Genomic DNA, 24,432 nt, shown 5'->3' on the forward strand with positions numbered 1-24,432 from the left:
CTCTGCCGGGCCGTGGTCCGGGTCCGTCCCCGCCCCCGGTCTCCACCGTGTGCCCCGGATTCGGTCGCGTGCCCCCGTTCCGGCACGCCCTCGTACGAGAATCTCCCGGCGCGGACCGGGGAGTGGTGACCGACATCCCGTGTCGACGGCACGGAATACCGACATAAGCGACAGACCCGGCGCTACGGTCACCCTCATGGCTGTCGAGACCCTCCTCCTGGACGACGACCGCGTGCCGATCACCGCCCGGGGCCGCACCTCCCCCACCCTCGCGCGCTCCGCGCCCTGCGCGCCGCCCTCGACCCGGGCGCCCTGTTCCGCTCGGACCCCTCCCGTCGTCCCGCCCTTTAGGAGCTTGCCGTGAAGGACGCCTTCGGTGCCCCGCAGTCCCTGCTGATCCTCGGCGGCACCTCGGTGATCGGGCTCGCCACCGCGCGCCGTCTGATCGCCCGCCGCACCCGGACGGTCTGGCTGGCCGGCCGCCCCTCCCCCGGCCTCGCCGCCGCCGCGGACTCGTTGCGGGCGCTCGGCGCGCGCGTGCACACCGTCCCCTTCGACGCGCTCGACCCCGAGTCCCACGAGGAGCGGCTCGGGAAGGTCTTCGCGGAGGGCGACGTCGACATGGTGCTGCTGGCGTTCGGCGTCCCCGGTGACCAGGCCCGGGACGAGGTCGACCCGATGGCGGCGGTCCGCGTGGTGCGCACCAACTACACGGGGGCCGTCTCGGCCGGTCTGGTCTGCGCGGGCGCGCTCCAGGCGCAGGGGCACGGCTCGCTGGTGGTGCTGTCGTCGGTGGCGGGCGAGCGGGCCCGCCGCGCCGACTTCATCTACGGCTCGTCGAAGGCCGGGCTCGACGCCTTCGCGCAGGGGCTCGGGGACGCGCTGCACGGGACCGGGGTGCACGTGATGGTGGTGCGGCCCGGGGCCGTGCGCACGGGCGCGGCGCGGGGGCGGCGGCCGGAGCCGTACGAGACGACGCCGGAGGCGGTGGCGGCCGCCGTGGAGCTCGGGCTGCGGCGCCGCTCGGAGACCGTGTGGGTGCCGGGGACGCTACGGCCGGTGATGGCGGCGCTGCGGCACGTGCCGAGGCCGCTCTTCCGCCGTCTGCCCGTGTGACCGCCCGTGTGAGGTGTTACGACCAGGTGGGGGCGGTGGGCGCGGGCTCGACCGGGCTGCCCTGGGCCGGGACGGCGGGGATCGGGCGGCCGCTGCCGAACTCGTAGTCGTACAGCTTCCGCCAGACGCCGTCCGTGCCCTGCTCGTACAGGGCGAAGGAGCGGCACGTCCAGGCGGCCTCGTACCCGGCGAGCTCCTCGTACGCCCGGTCCATCGCCTCCTCGGAGATGCCGTGGGCGACGGTGACGTGCGGGTGGTACGGGAACTGGAGCTCGCGCACCAGCGGGCCGGCCTCGTCCCGGATCAGGTGCTGGAGACGGGTGCAGGGCGAGACGCCCTCCGTCACCTTCACGAAGACGACCGGGGAGAGCGGGCGGAAGGTGCCCGTGCCCTTCAGCCGGACCGGGAAGGGCTGGTGGGCGGCGGCGACGTCGGCGAGGTGCGCCTGGATCTCCGGCAGCCGCTCCACCTCGACCTCGGTCGGCGGGACGAGGGTGACGTGGGTGGGGATGCCGTGCGCGGCCGGGTCCCCGAAGCCGGCGCGCCGCTCCTGGAGCAGGCTGCCGTACGGCTCCGGGACCGCGATCGAAACGCCGAGCGTTACGGTCCCCACGTCGTTCTCCTCCGTCGTCCGTCGAGTGGTGGTGCGAGGGTGGTGCAGCGCCAGTGTGCGGCCTGCACCACCCTCGTGGCCAGGGTCCTTGGACTCAGTGCTTGGCGGGCAGGAAACCGAGCCGGTCGTAGGCCTGCGCGAGCGTCTCCGCGGCGACCGCGCGCGCCTTCTCCGCGCCCTTGGCCAGGACAGAGTCCAGCGTCTCCGGGTCGTCCAGGTATTCCTGCGTGCGGGCCCGGAACGGCGTGACGAAGTCCACCATGACCTCGGCCAGGTCCGTCTTCAGCGCCCCGTACATCTTGCCCTCGTAGCTCTTCTCCAGGTCCGCGACGGACGTGTCGGTGAGCGTCGACATGATCGTGAGGAGGTTGGAGACGCCGGCCTTGTTCTCCGGGTCGAAGCGGATCACCGTGTCGGTGTCGGTGACGGCGCTCTTGACCTTCTTGGCGGTGACCTTCGGGTCGTCCAGGAGGTTGATCAGGCCCTTCGGCGTGGACGCCGACTTGCTCATCTTGATCGTCGGGTCCTGGAGGTCGTAGATCTTCCCGGTCTCCTTGACGATGTACGGCGCCGGGATCGCGAAGGTGTCGCCGAAGCGGCCGTTGAAGCGCTCCGCGAGGTCGCGGGTGAGCTCGATGTGCTGGCGCTGGTCCTCGCCGACCGGGACGTGGTCCGCCTGGTAGAGCAGGATGTCCGCGACCTGGAGGATCGGGTACGTGAAGAGGCCGACGGTGGCGCGGTCGGCGCCCTGCTTGGCGGACTTGTCCTTGAACTGCGTCATGCGGGAGGCCTCGCCGAAGCCGGTGAGGCAGTTCATGACCCAGCCGAGCTGCGCGTGCTCGGGGACGTGGCTCTGGATGAACAGCGTGCAGCGGTCCGGGTCGAGGCCGGAGGCGAGCAGCTGGGCGGCGGCGAGCCGGGTGTTGGCACGGAGCTCGGCCGGGTCCTGGGGGACCGTGATGGCGTGCAGGTCGACGACCATGTAGAAGGCGTCGTGGGTCTCCTGCAGCGCGACGTACTGCCTGATCGCACCGAGGTAGTTGCCGAGGTGGAACGAGCCCGCGGTGGGCTGGATCCCGGAGAGCGCACGGGGACTGTCAGAGGCCATGCACATCATTCTCTCAGGTGTGGGAACCGATCCCCGACTGCCGGTGTATCAAGTGTGTGGGGACACGGGAGGGGGGCTCGACCGTCGTCGACGAGGGGGCCGTGATCGCTCGGGTGCGCGCCGGAGAGCCGGAGGCGTACGCGGAGCTGGTCCGCGCCCACACGGCGGTGGCGTTGCGGGCGGCGGTGGCGCTGGGCGCGGGGGCGGACGCGGAGGACGTCGTGCAGCAGGCGTTCTTCAAGGCGTACCGCTCGCTCGGCCGGTTCCGGGAGGGCGCGTCGTTCCGGCCGTGGCTGCTGAGCATCGTGGCCAATGAGACGAGGAACACAGTGCGCTCGGCGGGCCGGCAGCGGGCGGTCGCGGGGCGGGAGGCCGAGCTGCTGGCGGGCGAGCCGCTGATACCGGAGGGCGCGGACCCGGCGGTGGCGGCGGTCGAGCGGGAGCGGCGGCGGCTGCTCGCGGCGGCCCTGGAGGGGCTGCCGGAGGACCAACGGCGGGTGGTGGTCCACCGCTATCTCCTCGAGCTCGACGAGGCGGAGACGGCGGAGGCGCTGGGCTGGCCGCGCGGGACGGTGAAGTCCCGGCTGAGCAGGGCCCTGAAGAGGCTCGGACCGGTGCTGGAGGGAGGTGACGGGCGTGGCGGAGGCGGATGACCGGCTTCCGGAGGAGTTGCGGGAGCTGGGCCGGAGCCTGCGGGTGCCGGACGTGGACGGCGAGACGATGGCCGAGCGCGTGCTCGCGCAGCTCCTGGCGGAGCGGGAGGCGGGGGCGGGGCCCGTGGCTGGGCCCGTGCCGGGGGCCGGGGCTGGGACCGGGACCGGGGTGCCGCGTCGGCGTCCGGCGGGGCTCCGGCGGTGCTTCGAGCGGCTGCGGCGGCGCTGGAGGGCGCTGCTCGCCGCGGTCTCCGGGGTCCTGGTGATCGCGGTCCTCACCCCGCCCGTGCGGGCGACGGTCGGCGACTGGCTGGGCTTCGGCGGGGTGTCCGTGCGGCACGACGCGGGGGCGTCGGCCGGGGCGGGTGCGCCCGGTGCGTCGGTGCCGGGGTGTCCGGAGCCGGTGCCGTTGGCGGAGGCGGCGCGCAGGGCGGGCTTCCAGCCGCTGATACCGAGCGCGCTCGGGGCCCCGGACGCGGTGTCGGTCACGGGGTCGGCCGAGCGCGGCCGGGCGGTGATCAGTCTCTGCTGGACGGGCGGGACGGGCGGGGGCGGTCACGCCGGCCCGGTCGGCCGCCCGGACGGCCCGGTGCGCCTGGACGAGTTCCCGGCGCGCCTGGACCTCGGTTTCGTCAAGCAGGTGGCGGTCCAGCCGGAGTGGACGGCGCTTCCGGACGGCGCGCAGGCGCTGTGGTTCGCCGAGGCGCACACGCTGACGTTCCCGCTGGAGGACGGTGCGGGGGCGGTGTGGACGCACTCGGTCCGGCCGGCGGGCCCCACGCTCCTCTGGAGGAGGAACGGGGGCGCCCTGACCCTCCGCCTGGAGGGCATACCGAACCGGGCGGAGGCCCTGCGGGTGGCCGGCTCGACGGAGTGAGGCCCCGGCCCGGGTCCCGCCCCGTCCGAGCCGGGGCCCGGTCGGGGCGGGGTGGGCCCGGCCGGGGGGGGTCGGACGCGGAGGGGTCGGACGCGGAGGGGTCAGACGGGGAGGGGTCAGACGGGGAGGCCCGGGGCGGGGTGGGCGGTGAGGAGGTCGGCGACCTCCGCGCGGATCTTCCGGAGGGCGTCCTCGTCGCCCTGCCCGGCGGCGGTGACCCCGCGGTCGATCCACTCGGCCACCAGGGGCATGTGGGCGACGGTCAGGCCGCGCGAGGTGAGGGAGGGGGTGCCGATGCGGATGCCGGAGGGGTCGAAGGGCTTCCGGGGGTCGTAGGGGACGGTGTTGTAGTTGACGACGATCCCCGCCCGGTCGAGGGCCTTGGCGGCGACCTTGCCGGGGACCTCCTTGGGGGTGAGGTCCATCAGGATCAGGTGGTTGTCGGTGCCGCCGGAGACCAGGTCGAAGCCGCGGGCGAGGAGTGCCTCGGCGAGGGCCTTGGCGTTGGCGACGACCGCGTGGGCGTACGCGCGGAAGGAGGGCTGGGAGGCCTCGCGGAGGGCGACGGCGATGGCGGCGGTGGTCTGGTTGTGCGGGCCGCCCTGGAGGCCGGGGAAGACGGCCTTGTCGAGCGCCTTGGCGTGCTCCTCACGGGACATCAGCATGGCGCCGCGCGGGCCGCGCAGGGTCTTGTGGGTGGTCGTGGAGATCACGTCCACGTGCGGGACCGGTGAGGGGTGGGCGCCGCCCGCGACGAGGCCGGCGATGTGGGCGACGTCGGCGACGAGGACGGCGCCGGCCTCCCGGGCGATCTCGCCGAAGGCGGCGAAGTCGATCGTGCGGGGCAGGGCGGTGCCGCCGCAGAAGATCACCTTCGGGCGCTCGGCGAGGGCGAGTTCGCGGACCTGGTCGTAGTCGATGAGGCCGGTGTCGCGGCGGACGCCGTACTGGACGCCCCGGAACCAGCTGCCGGTGGCGGAGACGCCCCAGCCGTGGGTGAGGTGGCCGCCCATCGGCAGGGCCATGCCCATGACGGTGTCGCCGGGCTGCGCGAAGGCGAGGTAGACGGCGAGGTTGGCCGGGGAGCCGGAGTACGGCTGGACGTTGGCGTGGTCGACGCCGAAGAGGGCCTTGGCGCGCTCGACGGCGAGGGTCTCGACCCGGTCGATGTTCTGCTGGCCCTCGTAGTAGCGGCGGCCCGGGTAGCCCTCGCTGTACTTGTTCTGGAGGACGGTGCCGGAGGCTTCGAGGACGGCGGCGGAGACGTAGTTCTCGCTCGGGATGAGGCGCAGGGTCTCGCCCTGGAGCTGCTCCTCGGCCCCGACGAGGGCGGCGAGCTCGGGGTCGGCGGCGGCGAGTGCGGGGTGACGGGTGGACACGGTGATTCCTCCGGGCGTTCGGCGGATCGTCGACGGCCCGGCCCCGGTGCGAAGGTGCGCACGGAACCGGATGGGTCCCGTGATGCCCAGGCGAGCGGCACCTCGTGTGGTGGAGCGCGCGCGGCTCCCCCGGGGTCGATTCCCCGTGCGCCAGTCGCCGTGCGTGGGATCAGCCTAGCGGGCGCGCCGACGCGCGAGGTTTCTTCGTCCGGCATCCGAGCGACGATAGGAAAGGGGCGCCACACCAGCCCCTGGCCGCAGGACGAACGGAGATCCCGTGTCGAGGACGCAAGACGCGATCGCTTCCGCGGAGGCGCACAGCGCCCACAACTACCACCCCCTTCCGGTCGTCGTCGCCACGGCGGACGGTGCCTGGATGACCGACGTCGAGGGCCGCCGCTACCTCGACCTGCTCGCCGGCTACTCGGCGCTCAACTTCGGGCACGGCAACCGCCGCCTGACCGAGGCGGCGCGGGCGCAGCTGGAGCGGGTGACGCTCACGTCGCGGGCCTTCCAGCACGACCGGTTCGCCGAGTTCTGCGCGCGGCTGGCGGAGCTGTGCGGGAAGGAGGCCGTGCTGCCGATGAACACCGGCGCGGAGGCGGTGGAGACCGCCGTGAAGACGGCCCGGAAGTGGGGGTACGAGGTGAAGGGCGTGCCGGACGGGCACGCCAAGATCGTGGTCACGGCCAACAACTTCCACGGCCGGACGACGACGATCGTCAGCTTCTCGACGGACCACGAGGCCCGGGACCACTTCGGTCCGTACACGCCGGGGTTCGAGATCGTGCCGTACGGGGACCTGACGGCGATGGAGGCCGCGGTCACCGAGAACACGGTGGCGGTGCTGCTCGAACCGATCCAGGGCGAGGCGGGCGTCCTGGTCCCGCCGGCCGGCTATCTGCGCGGGGTGCGGGAGCTGACGGCCCGGCGGAACGTGCTGTTCATGGCCGACGAGATCCAGTCGGGCCTGGGCCGGACGGGCCGGACCTTCGCGTGCGAGCACGAGGACGTGGTGCCCGACGTGTACATCCTGGGGAAGGCGCTGGGCGGCGGTGTCGTGCCGGTGTCGGCGGTGGTCGCCGACCGGGCGGTCCTCGGGGTCTTCCGGCCGGGCGAGCACGGCTCGACCTTCGGCGGGAACCCGCTGGCGTGCGCGGTGGCCCTGGAGGTGATCGCGATGCTGCGCACGGGCGAGTACCAGGAGCGGGCGACGGTGCTGGGCGAGCACCTCCACGCGGAGCTGGGGCTGCTCGTGGGCGGCGGCGCGGTGAAGGCGGTGCGCGGCCGCGGGCTGTGGGCCGGGGTGGACATCGACCCGGCCCGGGGCACGGGCCGGGAGATCTCGGAGCGGCTGATGGAGCGGGGGGTCCTGGTGAAGGACACCCACGGTTCGACGATCCGGATCGCGCCGCCGCTGGTCATCTCGAAGGAGGACCTGGACTGGGGTCTGGAGCAGCTGAGGACGGTGCTGACGGACTGACGGACTGACGTCTCCGCTCGGAGCGAGCGGCGGGGAGCGCCGGGACGAGCGGCGGGACGAGCGGCGGCGGTCAGAGGATGACGTGCGGGAGGAAGCGGGCGTACTCGTCGGTGACGAGGCCCGCCGACTCCCGGATGCCGAGCCCCGCCGCCTCGTCCTCGACGACCCACGCGCCGAGCACCACGCGGTTGCCGTCGAAGTCGGGCAGCGGGGCCAACTCCTGGTAGCAGCAGGGCTCGTCGCGTACGACGGGCTCGCTGCCCGCCTCGTGCAGGGTGACGCCCGCGCCCTCCCGGCCGAGGAGCGGCTTGGCGACCCAGCCGGTGGTCGTCGCCAGCTCGCGCGGCCCGTCGAGGTAGGCGGGCAGCAGGTGGGGGTGGCCCGGATTGAGCTCCCACAGGATCGCGAGCAGCGCCTTGTTGGAGAGCAGCATCTTCCAGGCGGGCTCGATCCAGCAGGTGGTGCCGGTGCCGCCGCCGTTGTCGAGGGTGTCGAGGACGTACCGGCCGAAGCGGTCGGTGGTGAGCCACTCCCACGGGTAGAGCTTGAAGCAGCTGCGGATGAACCGGAGCCGGTCGTCCACGAAGCGGCGGGAGAGCCGGTCCCAGCCGATCCGCTCGACCGACAGCGCCTCCGTGGCGAGCCCGGCCTGCTGGGCGGTCTCGCGCAGGTACGCGACCGTCATCAGGTCCTCGCCGAGCTCGTCGCCGTCGGAGTGGGCGAAGTGCACGGGGCCGGGCGGCAGCAGGTGCGCCTGCCGCTTCCAGGCGTCGACGAGCCGCTCGTGGAGGGAGTTCCACTGGTCGGCGCCGGGGAACCGTTCCTCCATCCAGAACCACTGCGGGCTCGCGGCCTCGACGAGCGAGGTCGGGGTGTCGGCGTTGTACTCCAGCATCTTGGCCGGGCCCGTGCCGTCGTAGCGCAGGTCGAACCGGCCGTACAGGGAGGGGAGTTCGGCGCGGCGCCGCCAGGACTCGGCGACCCGGGCCGCGACGCGGGGGTCGGTGATGCCCAGATCGGCGAAACGGTCCTGCTCGACGATGTGCGCGGCCGCCGCCAGGGACAGCGCGTGCAGTTCCTCGACGACCTCCTCCATCGCCTCGACCTCGGGCAGCGAGAAGGAGTAGTACGCGCTCTCGTCCCAGTACGGACGCAGGGAACCGTCCGGGTACCGGGTCAGGGGGTAGACGACCCCCTGCTCCTCCACGATCCGCTGCCAGTCCGGCCGGGGGTCGATGGTGTGCCGTTCCATGTGCCTGCCCGGCCTTCCTCAGCCGCCGCCGGAGCCCGAGCAGCCGAAGCCGCCCGTGTCGACCGCCGCCTTGTTGAAACTGCCGCCGCTCACGGTGCGGTCCCGCACGGAGCCGCCGTAGTAGTACGAACCGCGGTGGGTGCTGTCGTCGTCGTCACCGCCGCCGCCGTCGCACTCGTACATCGGCAGCTCCTCCCGGGTCAGCGGGTCGACACACCGCCGGTCCGGCTCCGAGCCGCACGCGGTGATCGTCGCCGCGAGCACACCCATTCCGCCGAGCACCACCGTGCTCGACCTCAGCCTCCGCATGTCCGTCGCCCTCCCCTTCGCGTGGTCGCGAGCGTCGCGACCGCACAGTGTAGGCCGGTGAATTCCGGCCCCACGCCCTAGAGTCATTTCGTGCTACTCGGGATGATTTGCGCCCTCGGATCGGCGCTCTGCTTCGGTACGGCCTCGGTGTTCCAGGCGATGGCGGCCCGTGCCGCCACCCCGGGAACGGGCAGCGGTGTCGACGTCGCCCTCCTGTGGCGGGCCCTGCGCCAGTGGCGTTATCTCGCCGGTCTCGCCCTGGACTCGCTGGGGTTCATCCTCCAGATCGTGGCGCTGCGGACCCTGCCCATCTACGCCGTGGGCGCGGCGCTCGCCGCGAGCCTCGCGGTCACGGCCGTCGTCGCCTCCCGGCTCCTGGGCGTCCGGCTGAGCCGGGTGGAGTGGGGCGCGGTCGGCGTGGTGTGCGCGGGGCTCGCGATGCTGGCCCTCGCCTCGGGCAGGGAGGGCCACCGGGAGGTCGCCGACGCGCTGCGGTGGGTGCTGCTCGCGATCTCGTGCGGCGTCCTGCTGCTCGGAGTCGTCGGCGGCCGCCTGCCGGACCGGCCGCGCGCGCTCGTCCTGGGACTCGGGGCGGGCTTCGGCTTCGGGGTGGTGGAGGTGGCGGTCCGGCTGGTCGACGGCGTCGACTTCGCGGACCCCGCCTGGTACGCGCTGCTCGTGGGCGGCGGGGCGGCGTTCCTGCTGCTGACCTCCGCGTTCCAGCGGGGGTCGGTGACGACGGCGACGGCGGGGATGGTGCTGGGCGAGACGATCGGGCCCGCGCTGGTGGGGGTGGTGTGGCTCGGGGACCGGACGCGGGAGGGGCTGGGGTGGCTGGCGTTCGTCGGCTTCGCGGTGGCGGTGGCGGGCTCCCTCACCCTCGCCCGCTTCGGCGAACCCCCGACCACCCCGGCCCCGGTGCCCCCGGCGCCGGTGCCGGGGGCGTCGGGGCCCTGAGCGGGGCGGCGCCGGGGGCGTCGGGGCCGGGGTGGGGCGGCGCCGCACCCGCGCCGGGAACGGTTCAGCGGGGGAAGCGCGTGGCGAGGAAGGCGTCGAAGGGGAGCGTCCCCACGGCACGGTCCGGCGCCAGGTGGCCACCCGCCCGGAACCCCCGGTACGCCTTCCCGGCCAACGGGACCTCCACCACCGGGCGCCGTCGACCACGCGCCCGCAGGTACGCGCGGGCCAGCTCCGGCAGCGTACGGACCTCGGGACCGCCCATGTCCGGCACCCGTCCCGCCGGCGCCGCCCCGGCGAGCCGCGCGAGCCGTTCGGCGACCTCGGCCACGTCGACGGGCTGGTCGCACACGCCCGCCGGGAGGAACACGACGGGCAGGCGCGCCGCTCCTTCCAGGACCCGCAGGACCAGGTCGTGGAACTGGGTGGCGCGCAGCACCGTCCAGCCGAGGCCGGACTCCTCGACGAGACGCTCCACGACGTGCTTGCTGCGGTAGTAGCCGAGCGGCACGCGGTCGACGCCGACGATCGAGATGTGGACGAGGTGCCGCACTCCGGCGCGGCGCGCGGCGGCGATCAGGTGGCGCGCCGCGTCCTCGTCGCCACCGCGCGGGCTGCTCGCGCAGTGCACGACGGTGTCGACCCCCGCCAGGGCCGTGTCGAGCCCCGGCCCTCCTTCGCGCAGGTCGACGGCGTACGGCCGGGAGCGCCGGCTCAGGACCCGCACCTCCTCGTGTCCGTCGGCCCGCAGTCGCTCGGTGACGAGCCGGCCGAGGGTGCCGGTGCCGCCGGTCACCAGGATCGTGGTCATCGCGGTCGCCTTCCTTCGGGTGCGGGCGGTCCCCGCCGGAGCGCCCGTCACCGTCTGGAACCGGCGGGAGCCCGCCGATGTGACAGCCTCAGGCCCCGGGGGTCGCCGGGGCGGCGAACTGGCGGGCCGCGTAGTCGAGCTTGTCGGGGTTGAGGACGATCCAGACCTCCGCGATGACGCCGTCCCGCAGGCCGAAGGTCGCCACGCCGTAGAGACGCCCGCCCACGTGTGCCACGAGCGCCGGTGCGCCGTTGGCCTCGGCGACGCCGAGTTCGGAGCCCGGAGGGAGCCGGTCGCCGATGCCGGCGAGGAAGCGCAGCACCTTGTCCCTGCCGAGGAGCGGGCGGAGGGCGGAGGTGACCTTGCCGCCGCCGTCGCTCCACCACACGACGTCCTCGGCGAGGAGCTGTTCAAGGCCGGCGAGGTCGCCCTCGCGGGCCGCGGTCACGAACGACTCGACGAGCGCCTCCCGTCGCTCCTCGGACGCCTCGAAGCGCGGTTCGGGCGCGGCGACCCGCCGCGCGGCCCTCCCGTACAGCTGGCGGCAGTTGGCCTCGCTGAGGTCGAGCACTCCGGCGATGTCCCGGTGCGCGTAGCCGAACGCCTCGCGCAGGACGTAGACGGCGCGCTCCGCCGGGGTGAGCCGTTCGAGCAGCAGGAGCAGGGCGGTGGAGACGGCGTCGCGCCGCTCGGCGGACTCCAGCGGGCCGAGCGCGCCGTCGTGGGTGAGGACGGGCTCCGGCAGCCAGGGGCCGGTGTACCGCTCGCGGCTGACACGGGCGGAGGTGAGGCGGTTGAGGCAGAGGTTGGTGACGACTTTCGCCAGCCAGGCGGCGGGGTGCTCGATGGCTCGCCGGTCGGCGCCGCTCCAGCGGAGGTACGCGTCCTGGACGGCGTCCTCGGCCTCCTCGGCCGAGCCGAGCAGGCGGTAGGCGAGACCGAACATGCGCGGGCGGTGCGCGGTGAACTCCTCGGCGGAGCCGCGGACCGAGGCGCGGGCAGCGCCGGCGGCGGAGGCGCGGGCAGCGCCGGCGGCGGAGGCGGCCGAGGCGGAGGAGCCGGAGCCGTCGACCGAGCCGGAGGCGGAGGCAGAGGAGGCGGAGCCGTCGACCGCCGGGTCGCCGTCGTGCGGGTCGATCTCCCCGGAGGACCGGGCACCTTGGGGCGTCGTCACGCGTCCAGCGTGCCAGAGTCCGTCTCGTCCGCCGGCGGCAGCACCCGGCACAGGGCGCGGAGCGCGCCCTGCCAGCCGCTGTCGGGCGGGGTGGCGTAGCCGACGACCAGGCCGTTCAGGGCCGGCGGCACCGAGGGGCGGCGGAAGGCGTTCAGGCCCTGGACGGCCAGCCCGTGCCAGGCGGCGGCCCGCAGGACCTCCTGTTCGGTGCCGGGCGGCAGGGAGAGGACGGCGTGGAGGCCGGCCGCGATGCCGTCGACGCGGGTCTGCGGGGAGTGCGCGGCCACGGCCCGCACGAGCTGGTCGCGGCGGCGCCGGTAGCGCAGCCGCATGGCCCGTACGTGCCGGTCGTACGCCCCCGACGCCAGGAACTCCGCGAACGCCAGCTGGTCGGGCGCGGGCGACACCCACTCCACCGCCCCCTTGGCCGCCACCACCTCGTCGACGAGGCCCTCCGGCAGCACCATCCACGCCAGGCGCAGGGCGGGAGCCAGCGACTTGCTGGCGGTGCCGAGGTGAACCACCCGCTCGGGGTCGAGGCCCTGGAGCGCGCCGACCGGCTGCCGGTCGTAGCGGAACTCTCCGTCGTAGTCGTCCTCCAGGACGAGACCGCCGGTGGTGCGCGCCCAGTCGACGACGGCGGCGCGCCGGTCCGGGGGCAGGGCGCCGCCGAGGGGGAACTGGTGGGCTGCCGTCATCAGGACCGCGCCCGTGCCGGCGTACGCCGGGTCGTGCGCCAGCTCCTCGACGCGCGTGCCGCGCGCGTCGAACGGCAGGGCCGGGGTGCCGAGTCCGGCGCGCGCGAGCAGGTCGGCGTGGAGCCCGAGGCCGTACGACTCGACGGCCGCGTCCCGGACCCCGCGGGCCCGCAGCACCTGGCCGATCAGGCTCAGCCCGTGGACGAACCCGGCGCAGACGACGATCCGTTCGGGCCGGGCGTGCACGCCGCGGGCGCGGGCGAGGTACTCGGCGAGCACGGTGCGCAGCTCGACGCGGCCGCGCGGATCTCCGTACCCGAACGCCTCGTTGGGGGCGGCGGTCAGGGCACGGCGGTAGGCCTTGAGCCATGCGGCGCGGGGGAAGGAGGCGAGGTCGGGGGTGCCGGCCTTGAGGTCGTGCACCGGGGCGGCGGGCGGCCGCCCCCGCCGCACCGTGACACCGGGAGGCGCGGCCGGCGGCGAAGGGGAAGGGCGGGGTGCGGCGCGGCGGGCCACGCGCGTGCCCGAGCCCTGGCGGGCGGTCAGCCACCCCTCGGCGACGAGTTCGGCGTACGCGTCGGCGACGGTGTTCCGGGCCATGCCGAGATCGGCGGCGAGGGACCGCGAGGACGGCAGCCGGGTACCCGCCTCCAGCCTGCCGCTGCGCACCGCTTCCCTGAGCGCGTCCATGAGTCCGGCGCGCAGTCGCGGTCCGCGCAGTTCCAGGTGGAGGTCGGCCCCGAAAGTGGCCCACTCGTTCGCCATGGGAATGGACCATACTCCTGAGCCACCCCGCTCGTACGGTGGTCGGCATGACGACGGACACCACGACCACGACCGCGAGCACGGCCACGAACACGAACACGAACACGGCCACGACCGCGACGCCCCGCGCCCACGAGCACGCCCCGCGCCTCCCCCTCGCCGAGCGGGTGCCCGAGTTCTACCGGGCGATGGTCCGCCTGGAGAGCGCGGCGGCGAAGGACGTCGACCCGACCCTGTACCACCTCGTCAAGATCCGGGCCTCGCAGGTCAACCACTGCGCGTTCTGCCTCGACATGCACACGAAGGACGCGCTCGCGGAGGGCGAGGCGGTCGAGCGGATCGTGCAGCTGTCGGCGTGGGAGGAGTCCCGCCACTTCTACACCGAGCGGGAGCTCGCGGCGCTCGCCCTCACCGAGGCCGTCACCGTCCTCACCGACGGTTTCGTCCCGGACGCGGTGTACGCCGAGGCCGCCCGGCACTTCGACGAGACGGAGCTGGCCCGGCTCATCGCCGCGATCGTCACCATCAACGCCTGGAACCGGATCGGTGTCACCACCCGCATGGTCCCCGGCCACTACACCCCCCGCTCCTCGTGAACGACCAGGACCCGGCGAGGCGGCTGCGCGACCTCCACCGGGACCGGCCGGCGGACGATCCGCTGGTCCTGCCGGGGCCCTGGGACGCGGCGAGCGCCCGCGCGTTCGAGGCGGCCGGCTTCCCCGCGCTCGCCACGCCGAGCGCCGGGATCGCCGCCTCCCTCGGGTACGAGGACGGGCGGACCCCGCCGGCGGAGATGTTCGCCGCCGTGGCGCGGATCGCGCGGTCCGTCTCCGTTCCCGTCACGGCGGACCTGGAGGGCGGGTACGGGCTGCCGCCCGCCGAGCTGGTGGAGCGCGTACGGGAGACGGGCGCCGTCGGCGTGAACCTGGAGGACACGGGGGCGGACGGCACCCTCAGGGACGCGCGGGCGCACGCGGAGTGGCTGGCGGAGGTGCGGGCCGAGGCCGGGCCCGCGCTCTTCGTCAACGCGCGCGTGGACGCGTACGTCCGCCGGGCGCCCGACCCGCTGGGCGCGGCGGTCGCCCGGGCCCGGCTCTACGTGGAGGCCGGCGCGGACTGCGTCTACCCGATCGCGGCCCCGGCGGCCGACCTGCCCGCGCTGCGCGCCGCCGTCGGGACGCTGCCGCTCAACGCCCTGGCGGTGCCGGGCGGCCCGGACCTCGCCGCGCTGGGCCGCCTGGGCGCCACCCGGATCACCTTCGGCGACGGCCTGCTGCTCCGGGCGCTGACCGCCGTGACGGCCCTCGCCGCCGGCCTCCGCCCGGGCCGCCCGCCCGCCTCCTGACGCGGGCGGCCCGGACCGGGGCGTTCACGGTGGTCGGCATGCACCTGGGCGGGTCGGGCCGGTCAGTACGCGCCGGGGCGGAAGAACTCCAGGGCGACGCGCAGGTTCTCGCGCTGGCGCGGCCAGTCGCTCTCCGGCCCGGCCGCGAGGACCGCGTAGTGGGTGCCGTCCGGGGCCGTGAAGGCCCGGTCGACGACCTTGCGGCGGTCGCCGGCGCGGTCGTACGCGTAGACCAGTTCGGCGGTGTCGGACGGGGCGCCCGGCTCGTCCGTGATCCGTTCCAGGCTGATCTCCTCGTACCCGGGCTTGTTGGCCCGGCCGTCGGCGGAGGCGCCGCGCAGCGCCTCGTACGGCGTGAGGCCTGCCTCCTGGACGACGAAGACCTGGATCAGGCTGCGGCCGTCCGGCGCGTTGTAGAAGACGCCCTGGTCGGACTCGGTGCGGTCCCAGCCCTCGGGGACCGCGATCGTGAAGCCCTTGAGGTCCTCTACGGCGCGGTAACCGGGCGGCGGCAGGTCGTCCGAGGGCGCGGCCGACGTCCCGGACGGGTCCGTGGAGGACGGACCCGAGGAGGAACCGGACGACGGGCCGCCGGACGGGCCGCCGGACGGGCCGGAGCTCGGGTCGGAGCTCGGGTCGGAGGAGGGGGTCTGCGTCGCCTCCGAGACGGAGGCGGGCGGCCCGGCGGCCGCCGGGCCGCTCCCGTCACCGTCCCCGCCCCAGAGCAGCCACCCGCCCAGGGTCCCCGCCGCCAGCACGGCGACGGCGGCCCCGATCACCACGGCGCTCCGCCCCCGCGGGGCGGCGGCCGACGGCGCCGCCGGGTACTGCCACTGACCCGTCTCCGGTACGTACACGGGCGCCGGACCGGGCGGAACGGCCGGAACAGCCGGTGCAGCCGGAACAGGCGGAACAGCCGGTGCAACCGGAACAGGCGGCGGTACGACGGGGCCCGCCTCCGGGCCCGGGACCACCGGGCCGTCCGGCACCGGCTCGTCCGGCCCAGGGATCACCGGCGGCGGGCCCTCCGTCGTCTCCCAGCGCTGCGTGACGTCGTTCCAGCGAGCGGCCACGTCAGCCCCCGAGCAGGGCCGCGACCAGCTGGCCGACCGTCACGCCCGAGGCGAGGATGCCCGCCACGGCGCCGGAGTCGGCCAGGGCACGGCGGACCCGGGCGAGCCGGCCCGGGGACGCCGCGCCCGTGGCCTCGATCTCGTCCTCGGCCTCCTCCAGTTCGGCGTCGAGCGCGGTCGTCTGCTCGGACTCGACGACGCCGCCGAGGTCCGTGCGGAACCGGCGGATGGCCTGGAGCAGCTCCTCCTGCCGCGGGTCGCGCACGGTCTGCGGGCCGTTCACCGTGTTCGTGACGGTGTTGTCGTTGCCGATGGTGACGTTGCCGCCGGTGTTGGTGACGTGGATGCCGCCGCGGTCACGGGAGTTGTCGGTGTCAGCCACGGTCGCCTCCGGTCGTGTGGGTGGTGAAGGTCTTGCTGGTGACGGTGTTGCGGTCACCGATGGACACGGTGCCCTTGGTGTTCTCGATGAACGTGCCGCCCTCGGCGACGTGCACGATCCGCTGCTCGAACTCGTCGGTCTCGTACCCGGCTTCGCGCAGGGCGGCGGTCACTCCGCTCGCCACCCGGTCCTGGATGCTCTTGAGGTAGCGGCTGACGTCCATCTCCTGGAAGAGGGACGCCTCGTCGTCCGAGCCGAGCTCGCGCACCGAGGTCAGCGGCCCCTCGGGCAGGGCGTGCGCGTGGCCCGCCGTGACCAGGCGCCACAGGTGGCCGAGGGCGCGCCACAGGGTGACGAGCGACTGGCCGGCCGAGCGCGGGGTCCGGGCGAGCGCCCAGACCGCCTTGCCGAAGCGGTGGTTGTAGCGGTAGCGGTGGGCGATCCGGTCGGCGTCGCGGAAGAGCTGCCGCACCGGGCGGAGCACGTGCGGGGCGACCTCCAGCATGAGCATGCCGCCCTGCGTGTGGACGCGGACGAAGACGGTGGTGACGATCTCCTCGCCCCAGCCGCCGACCCGGATGCGGAGGAAGTGCCGCCGGGTCTCGCCGCCCTCCTCGATGGAGCCCGAGCGGTGCGCCTCGAAGCCCTCGGGGGTGTACGGGGCGGCGGCGCGGGACGGCAGCCCGTCGGCGGGCAGGAAGACGACCTCGTCGATCTCCAGCTCCCGCAGCCGGTCCCTCACGGCCTCCCGGATCTGCGGCGAGCCGTGGGCCGAGGGCACGCGCAGCGCCTCCACCAGCGGGACGACGTGCCGCATGATGGCGCTGTTGTCGAGGGGTTCGGGCGCCTTGCCGTCGAGGTTCTTGCGGGGCCGCAGCTCGATGGAGAGCGACCAGGGCTCGTAGGGCTCGCCGGCTCCGCAGAACGGGTTCTCGGCGGCGTACAGGACGAGCCGGGCGTGCTGCTCGGTGCGGATGCGGTCGCGCAGGCGGCGGAAGCGGGCGCCCTCGGCCTGTTCGGCCGGGTCGGAGCGCAGGTCGGGGAAGCGTTCCCGGGACAGCTCCTCGGTGAGGGCGCGGGCGAACTGGCCGTGCTGGGTGGCCACCGCCCAGGCCACGAGCAGCGGCACGGCGATGGTGATCCACACCTCCAGCTTCCCGATGTCCCCCATGTCCTCCGCGGCCATGGCGAAGACGAGGCCCACGTAGCCGCCGTACTCGCCGACCTCGCCGACCTCGCCGACCTCGCCGAAGAAGTCCCACCGCGTCTCCTCGTCGGCGAGGGCCAGGACGAGGAGGACGAGCGCGGACTGGGCGAACATCAGCCGCCCGTACCAGCGCAGGACGAGGGCGGGGGCGGTACGCAGGAGGGGCGGGGCTGCCGCGCGGCCGCGGACCAGGCGGGCGATGCCGAGGACCAGGTAGGGCAGGACCAGGAGCAGGACGAGGCCCTTGGTGAGCGGGAAGGCGACGATCCAGAGGGCGAGGATCGCGGCGGCCCAGGCGAGTTCGACGCGGCGGGCGCGGAGCGCGTGGGCGAGGACGCGGCTCGCGTCGTGGCCGAGGGAGGGCGCGGCGAACCGCTCCTCGTGGACGTACAGCTGATCGACGACCGCGTCCCGGAAGCCGTCGTCGAGGTAGGTGCCGGCGCAGAGCAGCCGGGTCGCCTCGCTGGCGGACGGCAGGCGGCGCGGATCGACGGCGGCGCCGTACGGCCCCGGGGCGGACGCCGGGACGGCTCCCCCGGCGGCGCCCCCTAAGGGTCCCGCGGCCGGTCCCGCACCGGGTGCTCCGGCCGGTCCCCCTCCGGGGCCCGCGGATGGCGGCCCGCCGGGCGGGCCGGGTGGCTGGTTGGGCACGAAAGCCTGTGCCAAGACTCCCCCGTATGTCTCGAACTGTTGCCGTCCCGGACGGTGTTGGCCCGGAACCGGAGGCACAGCATAAGGGAGCCCGGCGTTCCGTGTCGGCGCGAAAAAACACCCCCGGCCGCGCGGGCCGGGGGTGTTCCGAGCAGGTGTCTCGGCTCAGGTGGGGGCTCAGATGAGGCCGAGCTCGCGGACCGCGTCGCGCTCCTCGGAGAGCTCCTTGACCGAGGCGTCGATGCGGCTGCGGGAGAAGTCGTTGATCTCCAGGCCCTGGACGATCTCGTACGTGCCGTCCTTGCAGGTGACGGGGAAGGAGGAGATGAGGCCCTCGGGGACGCCGTAGGAGCCGTCCGAGGGGATGCCCATGGAGGTCCAGTCGCCCTCGCGGGTGCCGTTGACCCAGGTGTGGACGTGGTCGATGGCGGCGTTGGCGGCCGAGGCGGCGGAGGACGCGCCACGGGCGTCGATGATCGCGGCGCCGCGCTTGGCGACGGTCGGGATGAAGGTGTCGGCCAGCCACGCCTCGTCGTTGACGACCTCGGCGGCGTTCTTGCCGGCGATCTCCGCGTGGAAGATGTCCGGGTACTGGGTGGCGGAGTGGTTGCCCCAGATGGTGAGGCGCTTGATGTCCTCGACGGAGGCGCCGGTCTTCTGGGCCAGCTGCGTCAGGGCGCGGTTGTGGTCCAGGCGCGTCATCGCGGTGAAGCGCTCGGCCGGGACGTCCGGGGCGGACTGCTGCGCGATGAGGGCGTTGGTGTTGGCCGGGTTGCCGACGACGAGGACCTTGATGTCGTCCGCCGCGTGGGCGTTGATGGCCTGGCCCTGCGGCTTGAAGATGCCGCCGTTGGCGGCGAGCAGGTCACCGCGCTCCATGCCCGCGGTGCGCGGACGGGCGCCGACGAGCAGCGCGACGTTGGCACCCTCGAAGCCCTTGTTCGGGTCGTCGAAGATGTCGATGCCCTTGAGCAGCGGGAACGCGCAGTCGTCGAGCTCCATGGCGGTGCCCTCGGCGGCCTTGACGCCCTGCGGGATCTCGAGAAGGCGCAGCTTGACCGGCACGTCCGCGCCGAGCAGGTGGCCGGAGGCGATGCGGAAGAGCAGCGCGTAGCCGATCTGGCCGGCCGCGCCGGTGACGGTGACATTCACGGGAGTGCGGGTCATGGCGATCTCCGTAAGACAGCTGGCGGTGGGGGTCCCTGCCCCTGATGCTGGATACCCCTCCTTGATCGATCGATGTCTCGACGTGAAGAGATATCCGGCGGTCAGGCTATCGGACCCGGGCCCCTCCCGACCCCCTGCCCCTTGTGGTTCGGCTCACTGCCACCCGTCCGGGCCGGGGCGGACGGATTCTGTCCGTTCGTCAGTTCGCGGTGCACTCCTCGCCTCCGTCGGTGCGGGTGATGCAGGCGCGGGCGTCGGTCGCCTCCTCGACCGCCACCATCGCCGTGTACGCGTCGGTGTCGGCGCCCGGGTCGGGCGTCGCGGTCCGGGTCGCGCCGGCCGCCTCGACGCTGACGGTGTCGCCGGGCGCGGCGCCGGTGATCCGGGCCCAGGCGGCCCGGCAGGTGGCGCTGTGCCGGACCTCGACCTGGACGGTGCCGAGGTGGGCGCTGGCGACGGTGGCGGCGAGGGGGCCGCCGCACCCCATGGCCTCCGGGTCCTTGCCCGCGCAGCCGGTTCCCGCGCACCGCACGCCGGGCGGCAGGCCGGTGGGCGTCGCGGGGGTCGTCACCGTGGTGGTGGGCGGCGCGGCGCGGCCGTCGTCGGCTCCCCCGCCGCCGAGGTCGACGAGCAGCAGCGCGGCGACGACGACGAGCGCGGCCCCGCCGATTCCGGCGGCGTAGAGCAGCGCCGTCTTCGACCGCGAGGCGGCGGGGGCGCGGGCGCCGGCACCGACGGACGGCCCCGACATCCCGGCAGGCGTCCCGGACCTCCCGACGGACGGCCCGGACATCCCGGCAGGCGTCCCGCCAGGCGTCCCCCCGGGAATTCCGCCGACAGGAGTTCCGCCGGGAGTACGGATCGGGGCGCGCTCCGCGTCCACGCGCCGGAACTGCATGGTCCGCTCGTCGCCCCCGTCACCGGGACCGACAGGCCCCGCCGCCGTGCCGCGCTGCCGCTTCCACGCCCGGTCCGCGTGCTCCCACTCCGCGGCGAGGCCCGCCACGTCGGTACCCGTGACCTCGGCGAGCGCCACGGCCGCGCCGCGCGGGACGGGGCGCTCGCCCCTCAAGTACGCGTCCCAGGTGGCCCGGTCGTGACCCGTGCGTTCGGCGACGGCGACGACGCCGAGTCCGCTGCGGTCGATCAGGCGGCGGAGCCGTTCCGTGAACGCCCGTACATCCGGATCGAGTTCGTCCGGCAGCGCCTTCCAGGCAGCCATGTGCGGTCCCCCTTGTTCCCTGCTTCCCCGAAGGATGGCAGGTCCGGGGCCGGGGCGCGCCCCCGGTGCGGGGAAGTGGCGGCGAGTCGGCGGAAGATAGCGGAATGGTCACTTCCGTGCCACAGCGCCCCGACGGGCCTTGAAGCCGCCTTGGCGAGTACATGACCCTTGATCGCGGCGGTGCCCGCCCTCCCACGGGGGAGAGGGCGGGCACCGTCACCGTGACCGGGTCGTCGTCACGTCACCGTCAGGTGGAGGACGTCCTCCAGGAACGGGATCCGCAGCCAGGGCTCCGGCTGCACCATGAGCGCGAGCAGCACGATCAGGCCGCCCATGACCCCGTACGTGAACATGTCGGTGAAGCGCGACCGCACGGCCAGCATCCCCACCGACGGGAGCACCCGGCGCAGCACGGCGCCGAGGAGCAGCGCGGCGCCGATCAGGACCGCCCCGATCCGGAAGGACTGCGGGAAGGGGTCGGTGCCCACGATCAGCAGGCCGAGGGCGGTGAGGCCGAGGACCGTGAGCAGCGGCCACTGGCGGGCGGGCGCCGGGGCGTCACCCGGCGCCGCCCGGCCGCCGCCCTCGGGCCGCGCGGTCCCGGCGGTGACGACGGTCGGCTTCGGCCGCGTGAACCCGCGCGCCGGAGCGCCGGCGGACCCGCCCGCGTCCCCCGGCCTGCCGGACCCGCCGACCGCGTGCGCGTCCCTCGCCTCGCCCATGGTCCCGTCCGGGTCCCCCGGGGTCCCGGAGGTCACGTCAGAGGGCCTCGGCCGCGCGCTCGGCGGCCTCGACGACGTTGACGAGCAGCTGCGCGCGGGTCATCGGGCCCACGCCGCCGGGGTTCGGGGAGATCCAGCCGGCCACCTCGGCGACGTCCGGGTGCACGTCGCCGAGGATCTTGCCCTCGGCGTTGCGGGAGACGCCGACGTCGAGGACGGCCGCGCCCGGCTTCACGTCCTCGGGCTTGATGAGGTGCGGGACGCCGGCGGCCGCGACGATGATGTCGGCGTTCCGCAGGTGCGCCGACAGGTCCCGGGTGCCGGTGTGGCACTGGGTCACGGTGGCGTTCTCGGAGCGGCGGGTGAGGATCAGCGGCATCGGGCGCCCGATGGTGACGCCGCGGCCGACGACCACGACCTCGGCGCCGTTGATCTCCACGCCGTGCGCGCGCAGCAGCGTGATGACGCCGTTCGGCGTGCAGGGCAGCGGCGCGGGCTCGTTGAGCACGAGCCGGCCGAGGTTGGTCGGGTGCAGGCCGTCCGCGTCCTTGGCCGGGTCCATCAGCTCCAGGATGCGGTTCTCGTCGATGCCCTTGGGCAGCGGGAGCTGGACGATGTAACCCGTGCAGGCCGGGTCCTCGTTGAGTTCGCGTACGACCGACTCGATCTCGTCCTGGGTGGCGGTGGCGGGCAGTTCGCGCTGGATGGAGGCGATGCCGACCTGCGCGCAGTCACGGTGCTTTCCGGCCACGTACTTCTGGCTCGCCGGGTCGTCACCGACCAGGACGGTGCCGAGACCGGGCGTGACGCCCTTCTCCCTGAGGGCCGCCACACGGACGGTCAGATCGGACTTGATCGCGGCTGCGGTGGCCTTGCCATCGAGAATCTGGGCGCTCATGGGGACATCCTCCCGGATGACCCCCGCCATGTTCCAATCCGTGACGCCCCCGGCCGCCCGAGGTGACCGGGGGGCCGGACGGGAGGTTGCGCTTGCGTTGCACTCGCACAACTCCGGTGCGTATCGACTGGACAAAAAGTCGACGGTAAGACGACGATGATCCGCGCAGTACCGCGGAAAGTGCCGGGGGGAGATCCGCTCATTTCACTGTGAAGGTCCTCCGCGCGGGCCGCGTTTCGTCCCCGCAAGAAAGAGTCACGGAGGAATTTCGCGATGAGCTTCGGCGATCCGAACAACCCCTACGGCCAGCAGCAGGGCCAGCAGCCCGGCTACGGCTACCCGCAGCAGGCCCCGCAGGGCGTCCCGCCGCAGCAGGGCTACGGCTACCCGGCCGCCCCGGCGTACGGCGGCGGCTACCCGGGCGCGGCCATGGTCATGCCCGGCGGCGTCAAGGCCGGCCGCGTCATGCTGTGGATCCTCGGCGTCCTCCAGGTCGTCTCCGGCATCGTCCTGGCCGTGGCCGGCGGCTGGGTCGCCGACCAGATCGCCGACTCCTCGACCGAGCTGAGCAACACGGACGGCGCCGCGGCCGCGGTGACCGGCGTGTTCATCTTCTTCGGCGTGGTCGCGCTCGCCTTCGGCATCTGGGCGATCATGATGGGCGCCAAGAGCGCCACCGGCGGCAACGGCATCCGCATCTCCGCCATCGTGTACGGCTCCCTCGTGACCCTGATGAGCCTCATCAGCCTGGCGGGCGCGAACGTCTTCGCGATCCTCAGCCTGGTCCTCGGCATCCTGATCATCGTCTTCTACGCGAAGTCGGACGCCGCTGCCTGGTTCAACCGGAACAAGCAGCAGTACTGATCACGGGTGATCACGAGCCACCGGGTGATCACGAGCAACACGCAGGGGCCGGATTCCGCGCGGAATCCGGCCCCCGGTGTTTTCCCGGCCGTCACCGCCGCTTCAGCACCGCGAACTCCTGCGTGCTGAACGTGACCTCGTACGTCACTCCCGGGTGCGATTGCGAAGCCCGCTGGACCGCGTCCGAGGCCTGTCCCGCCCACCCCCGGAGGTCGTACGCGAGGTAGTCCGGCGTCGCCCCCTGGGAGGTGCCCACCCAGTAGACCCGGTGGTCCGCCGTGAGGTGGGCGAGGAGCGGGACGTCCGCCTCGACGCTGACGCCCTCCGGCACCGCCGCGACGGCCGCGCGCGCCTGTTCGGCCCGGGCGTCGGTGCGGTACGTCTCGGAGCGCAGCAGCTCCCGGAGCGGCAGGTTCGCGGCGAGGACGAGCGCGACCGCCGTCGCGACCGGGACGACGACCTTCCCGTACGAGACGAGCCAGGCGCGCGGCGAGGTGCGGACGGCGCGGACGGCGTCCACCAGGGCCAGGAAGACGATCGGCATGAGGATGGCGCTGTAGTGCCAGTGCATGCCCCAGTGGTTGGCGTCCTGGGAGACGAAGCGCCAGCCGAGCGTCGGCAGGACGAGCAGGACCAGCGGGGAGCGCAGGGCGAGGAACCCGGTCAGGGCGAGCAGGAAGATCACCATCTCCCAGCGCTCGCCGGGCGCGAGGGCGTCGACGAGGACCTGCCCGAAGGAGGTCTGCTGCCCCTCGCTCGTCTTCTCGATCTTGGCCCAGTAGTCGTACTGGCCGACGCGGCTGGCCGCCGGGATGAGCACGAGCACGGTCAGCGCGAAGGCCGCCGTGCCGAAGGCGGCGACGGCGGCGCCCAGCTTCCTGCGGCCCTTCACGAAGAGGACCACGCCGACCATGGCGACGGTGAGCCCCATGTCCTCCTTGACGAGGACGAGGGGCAGGGACCAGGCGACGGCCGCCGTCCAGCGCCCGAGGATCAGGGCGCGGCAGGCCAGGGCGAGCATCGGGACGGCGAAGGCGATCTCGTGGAAGTCGGACTTGACCGCCTCCTGGAGCCCCCAGGAGAGCCCGTAGGCGACGGTCAGGCCGACGCCGGCGGCCCGGCTGCCGAGGACCTGCTGGGTGGTGCGGCCGACGACGACCGCGGAGGCGGCGAAGAGCGCGGCCTGGGCGAAGAGCAGGGAGACGGGCGAGGGCCAGATCCAGTAGAGCGGCGCGAGGAGCGCCGTGACGGGGCTGAAGTGGTCGCCGAGGATCAGGAAGTCGTGGCCCTTGATGTCGACGACGGGCGCGCGGAACTCGGCGTAGGCGCGGACGGACTGCCCGAAGATCCCGAGGTCCCAGGAGGGGGTGCGGAAGTGCGTGTACTGCACCCAGGAGTAGAGGAAGTACAGGCCGCAGAGGACGGCCGCGATGATCAGGTACGGGCGGAGGGGGGCCGGTGACAGGCCCTCGTCGCCGGGTCGCCCGGCGTCCGTGTCCGCCGCCGGCCTGTTCAGTACGTCCAACACCACGTCCCCCAGTACTGGCGGCCGACAAAAGAGCAACCCATTAGACCAGAGTCCACCCGGACGGCCGAGCCGCCCACCGGAGGGCCCGGAGGCGCGCCGCGGGGCTCCCGGGGCGGCGGGCGGGCAGGCCGCGGGGCCTCCCCCGGGAGGGAGGCCCCGCGGTCACCGCACGCTCACC

General features: G+C 74.2%; 24 protein-coding genes and 1 riboswitch. Of the genes, 8 read left to right on the plus strand and 16 right to left on the minus strand.

The features are described from left to right. The first annotated feature begins 360 nt into the window (after positions 1-360). A complete protein-coding gene (locus ACWDVG_RS06400) occupies positions 361-1,116 on the plus strand; it encodes a decaprenylphospho-beta-D-erythro-pentofuranosid-2-ulose 2-reductase (protein WP_451696749.1) in 756 nt (251 codons plus the stop codon). Positions 1,117-1,132: 16 nt separating this feature from the next. Here the strand turns inward: ACWDVG_RS06400 and ACWDVG_RS06405 are convergent, their stop codons facing one another. Both ACWDVG_RS06405 and trpS read right to left on the minus strand, forming a co-directional pair. Next, positions 1,133-1,729 carry a 2'-5' RNA ligase family protein gene (locus ACWDVG_RS06405; protein WP_451696751.1) on the minus strand — a complete coding sequence of 199 codons (597 nt, stop codon included), beginning with the start codon at positions 1,727-1,729 and terminating at the stop codon, positions 1,133-1,135. Between the two features lie 94 nt (positions 1,730-1,823). Beyond that, a complete protein-coding gene (gene trpS / locus ACWDVG_RS06410) occupies positions 1,824-2,837 on the minus strand; it encodes a tryptophan--tRNA ligase (RefSeq protein ID WP_451696753.1) in 1,014 nt (337 codons plus the stop codon). Between the two features lie 56 nt (positions 2,838-2,893). On the opposite strand from trpS, the gene ACWDVG_RS06415 reads away from it, so the two are divergent. Further along, complete coding sequence (locus tag ACWDVG_RS06415) at positions 2,894-3,490, plus strand: RNA polymerase sigma factor (RefSeq protein ID WP_451696754.1); 597 nt, start codon at positions 2,894-2,896, stop codon at positions 3,488-3,490. Next, a complete protein-coding gene (locus tag ACWDVG_RS06420; RefSeq protein ID WP_451696755.1) occupies positions 3,474-4,367 on the plus strand; it encodes a hypothetical protein in 894 nt (297 codons plus the stop codon). The genes ACWDVG_RS06415 and ACWDVG_RS06420 overlap by 17 nt, the downstream gene beginning before the upstream one ends. 116 nt (positions 4,368-4,483) lie before the next feature. On the opposite strand, the gene ACWDVG_RS06425 is transcribed toward ACWDVG_RS06420, so the two are convergent. Then, entirely contained in the window at positions 4,484-5,752 is a 1,269-nt protein-coding gene (locus ACWDVG_RS06425; protein WP_451697011.1) for a serine hydroxymethyltransferase, read from the minus strand. A 71-nt stretch (positions 5,753-5,823) separates the two neighbouring features. Then, a riboswitch (ZMP/ZTP riboswitch) is annotated at positions 5,824-5,914 on the minus strand. 109 nt (positions 5,915-6,023) lie between these two features. Between ACWDVG_RS06425 and rocD the strand changes: the two genes are divergently transcribed. After that, a complete protein-coding gene (rocD, locus tag ACWDVG_RS06430) occupies positions 6,024-7,229 on the plus strand; it encodes an ornithine--oxo-acid transaminase (protein ID WP_451696756.1) in 1,206 nt (401 codons plus the stop codon). 70 nt (positions 7,230-7,299) lie between these two features. On the opposite strand, the gene ACWDVG_RS06435 is transcribed toward rocD, so the two are convergent. Together ACWDVG_RS06435 and ACWDVG_RS06440 are read right to left on the minus strand one after the other, a co-directional pair. Continuing rightward, positions 7,300-8,481: a glutathionylspermidine synthase family protein gene (locus ACWDVG_RS06435; RefSeq protein ID WP_451696758.1), complete on the minus strand. Its 1,182-nt coding sequence runs from the start codon at positions 8,479-8,481 to the stop codon at positions 7,300-7,302. Between the two features lie 18 nt (positions 8,482-8,499). Then, positions 8,500-8,790 carry a hypothetical protein gene (locus ACWDVG_RS06440; protein WP_451696760.1) on the minus strand — a complete coding sequence of 97 codons (291 nt, stop codon included), beginning with the start codon at positions 8,788-8,790 and terminating at the stop codon, positions 8,500-8,502. A 102-nt stretch (positions 8,791-8,892) separates the two neighbouring features. Between ACWDVG_RS06440 and ACWDVG_RS06445 the strand changes: the two genes are divergently transcribed. Continuing rightward, entirely contained in the window at positions 8,893-9,747 is an 855-nt protein-coding gene (locus tag ACWDVG_RS06445; RefSeq protein WP_451696762.1) for a hypothetical protein, read from the plus strand. Between the two features lie 64 nt (positions 9,748-9,811). Here ACWDVG_RS06445 and ACWDVG_RS06450 read toward each other — a convergent pair whose 3' ends face one another. From ACWDVG_RS06450 to pdxR, 3 genes are all read right to left on the minus strand, one after another. Next, entirely contained in the window at positions 9,812-10,558 is a 747-nt protein-coding gene (locus ACWDVG_RS06450) for an SDR family oxidoreductase (protein WP_451696763.1), read from the minus strand. 88 nt (positions 10,559-10,646) lie between these two features. Further along, a complete protein-coding gene (locus ACWDVG_RS06455; RefSeq protein WP_451696765.1) occupies positions 10,647-11,732 on the minus strand; it encodes an RNA polymerase sigma-70 factor in 1,086 nt (361 codons plus the stop codon). Beyond that, positions 11,729-13,195: a MocR-like pyridoxine biosynthesis transcription factor PdxR gene (gene pdxR, locus ACWDVG_RS06460; protein ID WP_451696767.1), complete on the minus strand. Its 1,467-nt coding sequence runs from the start codon at positions 13,193-13,195 to the stop codon at positions 11,729-11,731. The genes ACWDVG_RS06455 and pdxR overlap by 4 nt, the downstream gene beginning before the upstream one ends. A 47-nt stretch (positions 13,196-13,242) precedes the next feature. Between pdxR and ACWDVG_RS06465 the strand changes: the two genes are divergently transcribed. Continuing rightward, on the plus strand, positions 13,243-13,791 hold the full coding sequence (locus ACWDVG_RS06465) for a carboxymuconolactone decarboxylase family protein (protein WP_451696769.1): 549 nt from the start codon (positions 13,243-13,245) through the stop codon (positions 13,789-13,791). Then, positions 13,788-14,540 carry an isocitrate lyase/PEP mutase family protein gene (locus tag ACWDVG_RS06470; protein WP_451696770.1) on the plus strand — a complete coding sequence of 251 codons (753 nt, stop codon included), beginning with the start codon at positions 13,788-13,790 and terminating at the stop codon, positions 14,538-14,540. Before ACWDVG_RS06465 ends, ACWDVG_RS06470 begins: the two co-directional genes overlap by 4 nt. A gap of 62 nt (positions 14,541-14,602) precedes the next feature. On the opposite strand, the gene ACWDVG_RS06475 is transcribed toward ACWDVG_RS06470, so the two are convergent. The 7 genes from ACWDVG_RS06475 to ACWDVG_RS06505 all read right to left on the minus strand — a co-directional run bounded on the left by ACWDVG_RS06475 (position 14,603) and on the right by ACWDVG_RS06505 (position 21,862). Beyond that, on the minus strand, positions 14,603-15,319 hold the full coding sequence (locus tag ACWDVG_RS06475; protein WP_451696771.1) for a hypothetical protein: 717 nt from the start codon (positions 15,317-15,319) through the stop codon (positions 14,603-14,605). 295 nt (positions 15,320-15,614) lie between these two features. After that, positions 15,615-15,995, minus strand: coding sequence for a hypothetical protein (locus ACWDVG_RS06480; protein WP_451696772.1), 381 nt, complete (start codon positions 15,993-15,995; stop codon positions 15,615-15,617). Continuing rightward, entirely contained in the window at positions 15,988-17,868 is a 1,881-nt protein-coding gene (locus tag ACWDVG_RS06485; RefSeq protein WP_451696773.1) for a hypothetical protein, read from the minus strand. Before ACWDVG_RS06485 ends, ACWDVG_RS06480 begins: the two co-directional genes overlap by 8 nt. 162 nt (positions 17,869-18,030) lie before the next feature. Next, a complete protein-coding gene (locus ACWDVG_RS06490) occupies positions 18,031-19,020 on the minus strand; it encodes a malate dehydrogenase (RefSeq protein WP_451696774.1) in 990 nt (329 codons plus the stop codon). A 199-nt stretch (positions 19,021-19,219) separates the two neighbouring features. After that, positions 19,220-20,242 carry a DUF2690 domain-containing protein gene (locus ACWDVG_RS06495; RefSeq protein ID WP_451696776.1) on the minus strand — a complete coding sequence of 341 codons (1,023 nt, stop codon included), beginning with the start codon at positions 20,240-20,242 and terminating at the stop codon, positions 19,220-19,222. A 236-nt stretch (positions 20,243-20,478) separates the two neighbouring features. Continuing rightward, complete coding sequence (locus ACWDVG_RS06500; protein WP_451696778.1) at positions 20,479-21,000, minus strand: DUF3017 domain-containing protein; 522 nt, start codon at positions 20,998-21,000, stop codon at positions 20,479-20,481. Position 21,001: 1 nt separating this feature from the next. Beyond that, positions 21,002-21,862: a bifunctional methylenetetrahydrofolate dehydrogenase/methenyltetrahydrofolate cyclohydrolase gene (locus ACWDVG_RS06505; RefSeq protein WP_451696779.1), complete on the minus strand. Its 861-nt coding sequence runs from the start codon at positions 21,860-21,862 to the stop codon at positions 21,002-21,004. 273 nt (positions 21,863-22,135) lie between these two features. On the opposite strand from ACWDVG_RS06505, the gene ACWDVG_RS06510 reads away from it, so the two are divergent. After that, positions 22,136-22,726, plus strand: a complete 591-nt coding sequence (locus ACWDVG_RS06510; protein WP_451696781.1) for a hypothetical protein — start codon at positions 22,136-22,138, stop codon at positions 22,724-22,726. 91 nt (positions 22,727-22,817) lie between these two features. Here the strand turns inward: ACWDVG_RS06510 and ACWDVG_RS06515 are convergent, their stop codons facing one another. Further along, the gene (locus ACWDVG_RS06515; protein WP_451697013.1) at positions 22,818-24,254 is read right to left on the minus strand and encodes a DUF2079 domain-containing protein; all 1,437 of its coding nucleotides are present in this window, start codon (positions 24,252-24,254) and stop codon (positions 22,818-22,820) included. Between the last annotated feature and the right edge of the window lie 178 nt (positions 24,255-24,432).

The organism is Streptomyces sp. NPDC003327 (genome assembly GCF_053589515.1).